At 64.3% G+C, this 12,373-nt stretch carries 6 protein-coding genes; 3 read left to right on the forward strand and 3 right to left on the reverse strand.

The features are described 5' to 3' along the window. Positions 1-379: 379 nt before the first annotated feature. Positions 380-5,104 (forward strand): glutamate synthase large subunit, encoded by a 4,725-nt coding sequence (gene gltB, locus LB533_RS16660; RefSeq protein WP_224677764.1) that lies wholly within the window; start codon positions 380-382, stop codon positions 5,102-5,104. A gap of 142 nt (positions 5,105-5,246) precedes the next feature. Continuing rightward, on the forward strand, positions 5,247-6,701 hold the full coding sequence (locus LB533_RS16665) for a glutamate synthase subunit beta (RefSeq protein ID WP_140522407.1): 1,455 nt from the start codon (positions 5,247-5,249) through the stop codon (positions 6,699-6,701). A gap of 140 nt (positions 6,702-6,841) precedes the next feature. Here the strand turns inward: LB533_RS16665 and LB533_RS16670 are convergent, their stop codons facing one another. Continuing rightward, positions 6,842-8,062 carry a DUF459 domain-containing protein gene (locus LB533_RS16670; RefSeq protein WP_224677765.1) on the reverse strand — a complete coding sequence of 407 codons (1,221 nt, stop codon included), beginning with the start codon at positions 8,060-8,062 and terminating at the stop codon, positions 6,842-6,844. 90 nt (positions 8,063-8,152) lie between these two features. Continuing rightward, on the reverse strand, positions 8,153-9,376 hold the full coding sequence (locus tag LB533_RS16675; protein WP_140641658.1) for a lytic murein transglycosylase: 1,224 nt from the start codon (positions 9,374-9,376) through the stop codon (positions 8,153-8,155). Positions 9,377-9,577: 201 nt separating this feature from the next. On the opposite strand from LB533_RS16675, the gene galU reads away from it, so the two are divergent. Then, entirely contained in the window at positions 9,578-10,492 is a 915-nt protein-coding gene (galU, locus tag LB533_RS16680) for a UTP--glucose-1-phosphate uridylyltransferase GalU (RefSeq protein WP_224659353.1), read from the forward strand. A 53-nt stretch (positions 10,493-10,545) separates the two neighbouring features. Here the strand turns inward: galU and LB533_RS16685 are convergent, their stop codons facing one another. Beyond that, complete coding sequence (locus LB533_RS16685; RefSeq protein WP_224677807.1) at positions 10,546-12,333, reverse strand: outer membrane beta-barrel protein; 1,788 nt, start codon at positions 12,331-12,333, stop codon at positions 10,546-10,548. Positions 12,334-12,373: the final 40 nt, after the last annotated feature.

Genomic DNA, 12,373 nt, shown 5'->3' on the forward strand with positions numbered 1-12,373 from the left:
GCTGCCGAAAACCGGCAGGGACCGAAGCTTGCGTTTGGGGGACATCTCACGAAACTTTGTGTCGCTGAACGCCGAAGTTTTTTGTGAATCGGTCTTGTATGCGCCCGGCTTTTCTGCCATAAAAATTTAGGACAGTAGTGCTGTCTTATTTTGTCGCGCAAAACAGGCTGGATTGGCGTATTCTAAGCCTCTCCGGCTTTTGCCGCGAGCGACAGGTGGACGGCCGTGCTCTGGCCTGTACGATACCGGATGCGAACCGCGCGGTGAGCCGCATGGTTCGGCAAGGATTTCGCAAGACGTGCAGTAAGGATGAAGGGGAAGCAATGCGCTTCCCGAGGCAAACCAGCGCCCGCAAGGACGCGGAATGGAGGACAGGACGATGACGGAATTGACGCACGCTGCGACGAACGGCAAGGCCGCGCAGACGAAAGCGGCAGCCGTCAAAACCCTGACCAATACCCGCCGCACCGGTTTGACCGCCCAGGGCCTTTACGATCCGCGCAACGAGCACGATGCCTGCGGTGTGGGCTTCATCGTCAACATGAAGGGCGCGAGGTCGCACACGATCGTCGAGGACGGGCTTTCCATGCTCGAAAACCTGACGCATCGCGGCGCCGTCGGCGCCGACCCGCTGATGGGCGACGGCGCGGGCGTTCTGGTGCAGATTCCCGACGGCTTCTTCCGCGAGGAGATGGCCGCGCAGGGCGTCGAGCTGCCGCCGGCGGGGCAGTATGGCGTCGGCCATTGGTTCATGCCGCAGGATGCTGCGCTGCGCGCCCATGTCGAGGACATCATTGCCGAATCGGCGCAGTCCGAGGGGCTGCCGCTGCTCGGCTTCCGTGACGTGCCGGTCGACAATTCGTCGCTCTCCAAGGCCCCGGATATCGTGGCATCCGAGCCGTTCCACCGGCAGGTCTTCATCGGCCGCACGGCCGACATTCCCGACGACGAGGAGTACGAAGCCAGGCTCTATCTGCTGCGCAAGGTCATATCGGGCCGCATCTACGCCGAGAACGACAACAAGGACATCGGCGCCTACTGCGTGTCGCTGTCGGCGCGCACCATCGTCTACAAGGGCATGTTCCTGGCCTATCAGGTCGGAGCCTATTACAAGGATCTGTCCGATCCGCGCTTCGAAACGGCGCTGATCCTCGTCCACCAGCGCTTCTCCACCAACACCTTCCCGTCGTGGAAGCTGGCGCATCCCTATCGCATGGTCGCGCACAATGGCGAGATCAACACCGTGCGCGGCAACAACAACTGGATGGCGGCGCGCCAGGCGTCGGTCGATTCCGAGCTGTTCGGTAACAACATCTCCAAGCTCTGGCCGATCTCCTATGAGGGCCAGTCCGACACCGCATGTTTCGACAATGCGCTCGAGTTCCTGTTCCAAGGCGGGTACAGTCTCAGCCACGCCATGATGATGCTGATCCCGGAAGCCTGGGCTGGCAACAAGCTCATGGACGCCGACCGCAAGGCTTTCTACGAATACCACGCGGCGCTGATGGAGCCGTGGGACGGGCCGGCCGCGGTCGCCTTCACCGACGGGCGCCAGATCGGCGCCACGCTCGACCGTAACGGCTTGCGCCCGGCGCGCTACATCGTCACCGACGACGACCGGGTCATCATGGCCTCCGAGGCCGGCGCGCTGCCGGTGCCGGAGGAAAAGATCGTCCAGAAGTGGCGGCTGCAGCCCGGCCGCATGCTTTTGATCGATCTCGCCAAGGGCCGCATCGTTTCCGACGAGGAGATCAAGTCGGAGATCGCCACCAGGCATCCCTACAAGACCTGGCTCGCCAACACGCAGCTCATCCTGGAGGACCTGAAGCCGGTCGAGCCGCGCGCGCTGCGCAAGGATGTCAGCCTGCTCGACCGCCAGCAGGCGTTCGGCTACACCCAGGAAGACACCAAGCTCTTGATGTCGCCGATGGCCACCACAGGCCAGGAAGCCGTCGGTTCGATGGGCACCGACACGCCGATCTCGGCGATGTCGGACAGATCAAAGCTGCTCTACACCTATTTCAAGCAGAACTTCGCCCAGGTCACCAACCCGCCGATCGACCCGATCCGTGAGGAGCTGGTGATGAGCCTGGTGTCCTTCATCGGGCCGCGGCCCAACATTTTCGACCTGGTCGGCAGTTCGCGCCGCAAGCGGCTGGAAGTACGCCAGCCGATCCTGACCAATGGCGATCTCGAAAAGATCCGCTCCATCGGCCATACCGAAGACCGGTTCGACACCAAGACGATCGACATCACCTATGCCTCGATCGAGGGCGCGGCCGGCATGCAGGGCGCCATCGATCGCCTCTGCGAGCGGGCGGAAGCGGCGGTCGCCGGCGGCTACAACATCATCATCCTGTCCGATCGCCAGCTCGGACCGGACCGCATCGCCATTCCCGCGCTTCTGGCGACGGCCGCGGTGCATCACCATCTGATCCGCAAGGGGCTGCGCACGTCGGTCGGGCTCGTCGTGGAATCCGGCGAGCCGCGTGAAGTGCATCATTTCTGCTGCCTCGCCGGCTACGGCGCCGAAGCGATCAATCCCTATCTCGCCTTCGACACGCTGCTCGACATGCACAAGCGCGGCGAACTGCCTGAAGAGGTCGACGCCTACGAAGTCGTCTCTCGCTACATCAAGTCGATCGGCAAGGGCATCCTCAAGGTGATGTCGAAGATGGGCATCTCGACCTACCAGTCCTATTGCGGCGCGCAGATCTTCGACGCCATCGGGTTGAAGACCGATTTCGTGGAGAAGTATTTCACCGGCACCGCCACGCTGATCGAAGGCGTCGGGCTGGACGAGATCGCCGAGGAGACGTTCAGGCGCCATACGGATGGTTTCGGCAACGATCCGGTGCTGCGCAACAGCCTGGACGTCGGCGGCGAATATCTCTTCCGCATGCGCGGCGAGGCGCATATGTGGTCGCCCGACGCCGTCGCCACCTTGCAGCATGCCGTGCGTCAGGGTTCCTGGGACACCTTCAAGGAGTATTCCGCGCAGATCGACAGCGAGACGGCGCGCGCGCAGACCATTCGCGGCCTGTTCAAGATCAAGATGGCCGCCGAAACCGGCCGCAAGAAGGTCGCGCTCGACGACGTCATGCCCGCGGCCGAGATCGTCAAGCGTTTCTCGACCGGCGCGATGTCGTTCGGCTCGATCTCCAGGGAAGCGCACACGACGCTGGCGCGCGCCATGAACGCCATCGGCGGCAAGTCGAACACCGGCGAGGGCGGCGAAGAGGCGGACCGCTATCTGCCGCTGCCCGGCGGCGGCAAGAACCCCGAACGTTCGGCGATCAAGCAGATCGCTTCCGGGCGGTTCGGCGTGACGGCCGAATATCTCGTCAACTCCGATGTCATGCAGATCAAGGTGGCGCAAGGCGCCAAGCCCGGCGAGGGCGGGCAGTTGCCCGGCCACAAGGTCGACGCCACCATCGCCAAGGTCCGGCACTCGACGCCGGGCGTCGGCCTGATTTCGCCGCCGCCGCATCACGACATCTATTCGATCGAGGATCTGGCGCAGCTGATCTACGATTTGAAGAACGTCAACCCGGTGGCCGACATTTCGGTCAAGCTGGTGTCGGAAGTCGGCGTCGGCACGGTCGCGGCGGGTGTCGCCAAGGCACGCGCCGACCACATCACCATCTCGGGCTACGATGGCGGCACGGGTGCCTCGCCGCTGACGTCGCTCAAGCATGCGGGCAGCCCGTGGGAGATGGGCCTTGCCGAGACGCACCAGACCCTGGTGCTCAACGGTCTCAGGTCGCGCGTGGCGCTGCAGGTCGATGGCGGATTGCGCACGGGCCGCGACGTCATCATCGGCGCGCTGCTCGGCGCCGACGAGTTCGGCTTCTCGACCGCGCCACTGATCGCGGCCGGCTGCATCATGATGCGCAAATGCCATCTCAACACCTGCCCGGTCGGCGTGGCGACGCAGGATCCGGTGCTGCGCAAGCGCTTCAAGGGCACGCCCGAGCACGTCATCAACTTCTTCTTCTATGTCGCTGAAGAGGTGCGCGGGCTGCTTGCCGAAATGGGCTTCACCCATATCGACCAGATCATCGGCGACGCCGATCTCCTGGAAAAGCGCGACGTGATCCAGCATTGGAAGGCGCGCGGGCTCGACTTCTCGAAGATGTTCTACAAGCCGGATGCGCCCCATGAGGCGGTGCACTGGACCGAGCGGCAGAAGCACCCGATCGACGACGTGCTCGACCGCAAGCTGATCGAGCTGGCCAAGCCGGCACTGGAGGCCAAGCAGCCGGTCAAGATCGAGGTCGACATCCGCAATGTCGATCGTTCGGCGGGCGCCATGCTGTCGGGCGAGGTGGCCAAGCGCTTCAAGCACAAGGGCCTGCGCGAGGATACGATCCAGGTGAAGCTGACCGGCACGGCCGGCCAGTCCTTCGGCGCCTTCCTGGCCCGCGGCGTCTCCTTCGAGCTGGTCGGCGCCGGCAACGACTATGTCGGCAAGGGCCTGTCGGGCGGCCGCATCGTCATCCGGCCGCCGGATGAAGCCAAGATCGTCGCGGCCGAGTCCATCATCGTCGGCAACACGGTGCTCTATGGCGCTACCGAAGGCGAGGCCTATTTCGCCGGTGTCGCCGGCGAGCGCTTCGCGGTGCGCAATTCGGGCGTCGTCACCGTCGTCGAGGGCGTCGGCGACCATGGCTGCGAATACATGACCGGCGGCATCGTCGTCGTCATCGGCAAGACCGGCCGTAACTTCGCCGCCGGCATGTCGGGCGGCGTTGCCTATGTGCTGGACGAGGCGGGCGATTTCGCCGAGCGCTGCAACATGGCCATGGTCGAGCTGGAGCCGGTGCCGGAAGAAGACGACCTGATGGAAAAGCTGCTGCACCATGGCGGTGACCTCGACCACAAGGGCCGCGTCGACGTCTCGGGTGACATGACCAGCCATGACGAGGAGCGGCTCTATCAGCTGATCTCGAACCACGTGCACTATACGGGTTCGGTGCGCGGCCGCGAGATCCTCGACAATTGGGCGGGGTTCCGGCCGAAATTCCGTAAGATCATGCCGGTCGAATACCGCCGCGCGCTGATCGAGATGGAACGCATGCGCATGAGCGTGGCGGCCGAATAGATCTTCGCAAAGGCCGGGAAGCCCAGGCTTCCCGGCTCCATGTCACTGACAATTTGACCTCTTGCGGAAGGTTGCCACGGCTGCCTGAAGAGGTTAACGGGTGCGGCGAAAACCGCACCATCTGGACAGCAGGAACTGGACTATGGGCAAGGTAACAGGCTTTCTCGAGATCGACCGGCAGGTGCACAAGTATCAGCCGGCCTCCGACCGCATCCGGCATTTCCGCGAGTTTACGCTGCCGATGTCGGACAAGGAGGTCGAGAAACAGGCCGCGCGCTGCATGGATTGCGGCATTCCGTTCTGTCACGGGCCGACCGGCTGCCCGATCCACAACCAGATCCCGGACTGGAACGACCTCGTCTATAACAGGGACTGGGACAATGCGATCCGCAACCTGCATTCGACCAACAATTTCCCCGAATTCACCGGCCGCATCTGCCCCGCGCCTTGCGAGGAAGCCTGCACGCTGAACCTCGAGGACATTCCGGTGGCCATCAAGACGGTCGAGCAGGCGATCGCCGACAAGGCCTACGAGACCGGCCATATCAGGCCCTATCCGCCGGAGAGGAAGACGGGCAAGCGCGTCGCCGTCATCGGCTCCGGCCCAGCCGGCATGGCCGCCGCCCAGCAGCTCGGCCGCGCCGGCCATGATGTCCATGTCTACGAGCGCGAGAGCCGGCCAGGCGGGCTGATGCGCTACGGCATTCCCGACTTCAAAATCGAGAAGCACTATATCGATCGCCGCATCGAGCAGATGCAGGGCGAAGGCGTGACCTTCCATTGCGGCGTCAATGTCGGCATCGACAAGCCCGTGGCCGAACTGCTCGCCGAGCATGACGCGGTGCTCTATTGCGGCGGATCCGAGACCCCGCGCGCGGCCAACATCCCCGGCGACGATCTCGGCGGCGTCTATGACGCGATGCCGTATCTGGTGCAGCAGAACCGGCGTGTCGGCGGCGAGCCGATCCAGTCGGTGGCGTGGCCGTCGCACCCGATCATCGCCAGCGGCCAGCATGTCGTCGTCGTCGGCGGCGGCGACACCGCTTCCGACTGCGTCGGCACCGCCTTCCGCCAAGGCGCCGTGCGCGTCACGCAGCTCGACATCCGTCCGCAGCCGCCGGAGAAGGAAGACAAGCTCGCCGTCTGGCCCTACTGGGCGACCAAGATGCGCACCTCCTCCTCGCAGGCCGAGGGCGCCGAGCGCGAATTCCAGGTGGCGACACTCGAATTCATCGGCGAGGAAGGCCAGCTGACCGGTGTCAAATGCTGCGAGGTCGACGACAAGCGCCGGCCGATCGTCGGCACCGAGTTCGTCATCCGCGCCGATCTCGCCTTCATCGCCATCGGCTTTGCCGGGCCGGCCATGGCCGGCGTGGTGTCGGAGCTCGAAGGGGAGATGAAGATCGTCACCGACAGCCGGCGCTCCCGCAATGTCGAGGCCAATGACCGCGACTACCGGACCAGCGTCGACAGGCTCTATGCCGCGGGTGACGTGCGCCGGGGCCAGTCGCTGGTGGTCTGGGCGATCCGCGAGGGTCGCCAGGCAGCGCGTTCGATCGACGAGGCATTAATGGGTTCGAGCGTCCTGCCCCGCTGAGCCCGTTGGGAAACTCTCCTCCTGCGGCCATCTGAAGGCGTTTTCTGCGCTTCCGGTGCTCAGGTACCCAAAAGTACCTTCCGCTCCGATCATATGACTCGCAGGAGCGAGTTCCGAAAGGGTCTCGGCTCTCCGCGCTGCTAAGGAGTGATGGCCGTCGTCGTGCCAGCCGCGGCCGCTGGATTTGTCTTGGGCGGCCAGGCGAAATCGTCGGCGCGGCCGGGCGAAGCCACCGGCGCCTTGCCCTCGACCACCAGTTTTTCGCCGGGCAGGCCCGGGTTGGCCTTCGCGGGCGGTCCGGCGCCGAGCAGTTCCGTGCCGCCGTCGAGCGCGGGATCGCTGAGCAGCATCGGCGCGGTGCGGTCAATGACGATGGGAGCGGCGGCCGGCGCCGGCGCCTCGACCGGCGCGCCGGCAGGAGCAGCGGTCGGGGCGACGCTTCCCGGCGCGGCCAGGCCCAGGACCTTCATCAGCGGCTTTTCGGTATAGAAGGCGAGCTTGCGCTTGCCGGCCTTCGACATGTTGATGCCGTCATCGGAGCGCAGCCGCACGGGCTGGCCGTTGATGTCGGGGCCACTGGTGACGAAGGCGCCGTTCTCGTCGACGAATCCGTCCCAGATATCGACGAATTCGCCGCCATGGCTTTCGGCCGCCTGGCGATAGATGTCGTTGAAGGCGAGCATGTCGGATGTCATCTTCGAAACCCTGAACGCCGGCATGCCGACCCACAGGAAAGGCACCTTGGCCGTGGCGATGGCCTTGCCGAACGCTTCGGTGCGACGCTCGTATTCCTTGGTCCAAGCCTCGGAACGGGGCTGCTCGCGCACATCCCCCACCTTCATCGGCTGGCGGTCGTTGGAACCGAGCATCACGACCACGGCGGCGGGCTTTTCGGTCTCTATCAATGATTTGATCTGTTCCGGCCAATTGTAGAAATCATCGCGCACGAAGCCCGACGAGCCATTGGAGCGAACGACGATCCTGACGCCGGTATTCTCGGCAAAGGCGGTGTCGAGACCTTCGGCGAGCCCGGCCGCCATGAAATCGCCGACCACCAGGACGGCACGGGCGTCCGGCGCCTTCTCGGCGATCGGGGTTTCCGGTTCCGCGGGCGGACGCGGCGCGCGCGGCTTTTTTGTCTTGGGCCTGGGCCTTGGTTTCTGGATGTCCAGCGGCGGCTCGATCCGCTCGCTGCGGCGCGGGAACAGAAGGTCACGCAATGACCAGCCGCGGCTTTGCTGCTCCTGCGCCATGGCGGGCGCATGGAAGGCGCCTGCCATGGCGATGGCGAGCACGGCGACGGCCAGGAACAGCACCAGCATGCGGGGAACGAACGTCCCGATGCGCGCAGCCCAAGCCAATCGCTCCTCCCTAGACTCTTTGTTTTGAGGCAACTCCGGACGGAAAACCGTTCACACTTTTCCTGGAATTGCTCCAGTTCATGACAGGCCCTATTTTTGCCTGAGCCATTTGAGCACTTCCATGCTCGGATAGCCGTCCTGGGTCAAGCCGACCTTTGCCTGATAGGCCATGATGGCCGACTTCGACCCGTCGCCGATCTTGCCGTCGAATTTGCCATCATAAAGGCCGTGCTGGGAAAGCCGCTTCTGCAATTCCTGCCGTTCCTCGAACGTCAGCTTGGTGAAAGGCCGTTTCCAGTCCTGTACGAGGCCGTTAGAGCCGGCGATCTCGTCGGCAAGAAGGCCAACGGCAAGCGCGTATTTGTCGGCATTGTTGTAGGCCTTGATGACCGAGAAATTCCTGATCATCAGGAAAGCGGGGCCGCCGCGGCCATCCGGCACTTTCAACGTCGCCTTGTCGCTGAGATTCCTGAACGGCTTGCCGCTGGCCCTGACCACGCCGAGCGCCTGCCATTGCGCCAGCGTCCTGGAACCTGCGGGCAGCTTGCCGGCCGGCAAGGCCACCTCGTAGCCCCAGGTCTTGCCTGCCTGCCAGCCATTCTTCTTGAGCAGATTGGCTGATGTCGCCAGGGCATCGGGAATGGAATTCCAGATGTCGCGCTTGCCGTTGCCGTCCATGTCCACGGCATAGTGCTGGTAGCTGGTCGGGATGAACTGGGTCTGGCCCATGGCGCCCGCCCAGGATCCCGTGAGGTGGCTCTCGTCGATGTCGCCGGTCTGGAGGATCTTCAGTGCGGCGACCAGTTGCGTGCGGGCATATTTCGACCGCTTCCGATCGCCATAGGCCAGGGTCGCCAGCGAGCGGACGACATTGCGCATGATGTCGTCGCGCTTGAGGATCTCGCCATAGTTGGATTCCATCGACCAGATGGCCAGCAGGACGTTGCGGTCAACGCCGAACCTGGCCTCGATCCTGTCCAGCCACGGCTTCCATTTCCTGGCCATCTGCTGGCCGACCGCGACCGACTGGTCGTGGACGCGGTTGTCGAAATAATCCCAGGCGGGCGCGGTGAATTCCGGCTGGGTTCGGGCTTTTTCCAGTACAACCGGATCGGGTTCGTCGATGCCCCTGAAGGCCCGGTCATAGACGGCGCCGGAAACGCCCCCCTGCACCGCGGTGGCGCGGAAGCCGGCGACCCATTGCCGGAAACCGGCATCGGCGAAGGCCGGGCCGGCAGGCATCAGCATGGCGAGCGAGAGGCTGGCGGCCGTCATGACGCTGGTGAAACGCTTTGCGGCATTGCGAACGGACATCTTTTCCTCCTTCTCCGTCTTGGGAAAGACCATTCATCGCCGAACCAGGTTAGGAATTGGTTTACCATAGGCCGCCCCTGGAACGAAAAGGCGCCTCGATGCTTCTACCGGTGGAAGTTTCCCTTCATCCGCCCGATAATCCTCAATTCCGGCGTGAAAATGTCGCGGCGCGGGATTGCGGAGCCGGCCTGCAAACGGATAATTGAAGGCATGAAGAGAGTTCGCAAGGCAGTTTTCCCAGTCGCAGGTCTCGGCACGCGGTTTCTCCCGGCCACCAAGGCCGTCCCCAAGGAAATGCTTACCGTCGTCGACCGGCCCGTCATCCAATACGTGGTGGACGAGGCGCGCGAGGCGGGCATCGAGCATTTCATCTTCGTCACCGGCCGCAACAAGGCGGTCATCGAGGATCATTTCGATATCCAATTCGAACTCTATGATACGCTCGCCCAGCGCGGCAAGGACGACCAGCTCGCCAGGTTGCAACGGCTGCAGCCTGCGCCGGGACAGACCAGCTTCACCCGCCAGCAGGTGCCGCTCGGACTTGGCCATGCCGTCTGGTGCGCGCGCGAACTGGTCGGCGACGAACCGTTCGCGCTGTTGTTGCCCGACATGATCATGCAGTCGGAAAAGAGCTGCATGAGGGACATGGTCGACCTCTATGCCGAGACCGGCAACAACATCATCGCGGTTCAGGAATGCGATCCCGCCGAGACCCATAAATACGGCATCGTCGGCCGGGGCGAAGCCACCCATCATGGCTTCCGCATCACCGAGATGGTGGAAAAGCCGAAGACCGGCACCGCGCCCTCCAATCTCTACATCAATGGCCGCTACATATTGCAGCCCGAGATTTTCAAAATCCTCGAAGGCCAGGAGAAGGGCGCCGGAAACGAGATCCAGCTCACGGACGCAATGCTGAAGCTGGAGAAGCAGCAGCCCTTCTACGGCTACCATTTTCAGGGCCGCACCTTCGATTGCGGATCGCCGGAAGGGTTCGTCGAGGCCAATGTGGCCTTCGCGCTCTGGCGCAACGACATGAACCAGAGCATGGCCGGCGTCATCCGCAGGCTTCTCGACGAGATGGCGCCTTCGGAGCGCCTCGGGGCGGCGCTATAAGGGGCTGACTCGCCGACGTCTGGAGGCACGGCGCTTGGCACGGTGGCCGGGCTTTACCGCTGCACCTTCAAGCCGAGATAGATGCTGTTGGCGGTGTAGTCGCGGCCAGGCAGGTTGCTGGTGAGCTTCTCGGTCCTGGCACGGGTGGTGAGGCCGGCATAGCGGTTCAGCCACCATGTCAGCCCGGCTTCAGCGCTCAGCACCCTGTCATGGCCGTCTATGCCGATATAATCGCGCCAGTCCAGGCCCAGCGCGGCATTGCCGGTCAGGTTGGCGCGGATCTGGCGTTCGGCCGTGAGGCGGCCGGAATAGAGAATGTCGCCGCTTTCACCTGCGGTGGTCGTGGGCTCGACCGTGGTCCGCCCGGTCAGGCCGATCGTGGTGCCGCGTTCGGGCGACCATTTCAGGTCGGCATCCACGGTGGCACCCGCAATCGCCCCCAGGCGGTCGTCGTCGATCGCTTCCCGGAGCCAGCCGGCCGAGAACTCGCCGGCGAGCTTCTCGCCCATGTCGAGCTCGAGGCCGGCGCGGGCACCGAGCCGCGTCGATGAACGCTCGAAGCCTTCGTTGTCGAAGCGTTGGTCATAGGCCCTGCGCCCGAGCTCGATTTCGGTGAAAGGCGTAAGGGCAGGGGAGATTTCGTAGCCGGTGCGCAAGGTCGCCGTATAAAGCGTGGAGTTGCGATCCTTCTGCGACAGCGAGGTGTCGTCAGAAAGCTTGGCGTCGCCGTAGAAGTCGTGCGAGACCGCGCCGGTTAAGGTGTATTGCGCCTTGCCGACATCCTTTTCGATGCCGAGGCTGCCGTCGATGGTCTGGCGCAGCGGCTGCTTGCTGACGCCTGCAATGGCGTCGGGCGACGAGGCCGATTCCGGCACGGCCTCGTAACCGAGCTTGGCGACGGCGCGCTGCTCGTTGTCGAGGTCGACATTGAGCTGGCCCTCGATGCGGCCTTGCTCATTGTGAACCGGGTAGCCCGAGACGGTTTCGCGGAAGAGGCCATAACCGTCAATGGTCGCGGAGTTTTCGCGCCAGTCGGAGGCAGCGGAAAAGCGCAGCGCCGTCTCGGACAGCAGCGCCGATTTGCCGGCACTGCTGGAATCGCCGTTCGAGGTGGCGGTCAGGCCTTGTTCCAGCGTCGGCCTTATGACGAAAGAGCCCCATTTGACGCCTGGTGCGGCGAACGGATCGTCCTCGGCTTTCGTCTTCTGTCCTTCGATGGAAGCCGTGCGTTCGGCGCCCGGATCGAGCTTCTGTCGGTCGACGCTGTCAATGGTGACGGCGCGGCGGTTGGCAGTCTCCTGGTCGGTGCCGGTGCCGGTGCCGATGGCGTCGGCATCGTCGGCCGTCGCCGTGCTGGCGGTCGTGGTCGCGTCGGTCGTCGCGGTGGTGTTCTTTTTCTTTGTCTTCGCCTTGTCGGCGGCCTTGTCCGCATTGGCCCGCCTGGTGGCCGATGGCAGGCGTGGCTTGGGCGGCGGCGGATTGCCGGCGGTCGCGTCGTCACCTGCCGTCGGCGGATCGAAGATGCTCCCGGCGGGCGAGGCGGCATCGCTATCGTCGGGAACAGCGCCGGCGCTGGCGGGCAGATAGGTGCGCGAGGGGGTGTCGTCCTGCCCGGCGGCGTTGGCCGGCTGCTGTTGACCCTGGCCGGCTATGGCGGCCAGTCTCGCCTTGCGCTGCTGGTCGGACAAGATCGCCGATTCCGAGACCTCGCCGCGCAATTCCGTTTCCTGGGCGAAGGACAGGGTCGGGCGCAGCAGCCCGAAGATGCTGGTCGCCAGCAGCAAGGCGCAGGCAGCCTTGCTCTTTCGCCTTCTCGTCTTTTCTGACTGGGCCCCGGACATCGCCACCACTGCTTGCGCGGCGCGAGCGCGCGCCATACTT

The sequence above is a fragment of the Mesorhizobium sp. BR1-1-13 genome (assembly GCF_020165515.1).
Lineage (GTDB): Bacteria > Pseudomonadota > Alphaproteobacteria > Rhizobiales > Rhizobiaceae > Mesorhizobium.

Excerpts from the sequence above, each read along its gene's own strand:
- gltB (WP_224677764.1), top strand. The coding sequence starts at position 380 with ATGACGGAATTGACGCACGCTGCGACGAACGGCAAGGCCGCGCAGACG.
- LB533_RS16665 (WP_140522407.1), top strand. The coding sequence starts at position 5,247 with ATGGGCAAGGTAACAGGCTTTCTCGAGATCGACCGGCAGGTGCACAAG.
- LB533_RS16675 (WP_140641658.1), bottom strand. The coding sequence starts at position 9,376 with ATGTCCGTTCGCAATGCCGCAAAGCGTTTCACCAGCGTCATGACGGCC.
- LB533_RS16685 (WP_224677807.1), bottom strand. The coding sequence starts at position 12,333 with ATGTCCGGGGCCCAGTCAGAAAAGACGAGAAGGCGAAAGAGCAAGGCT.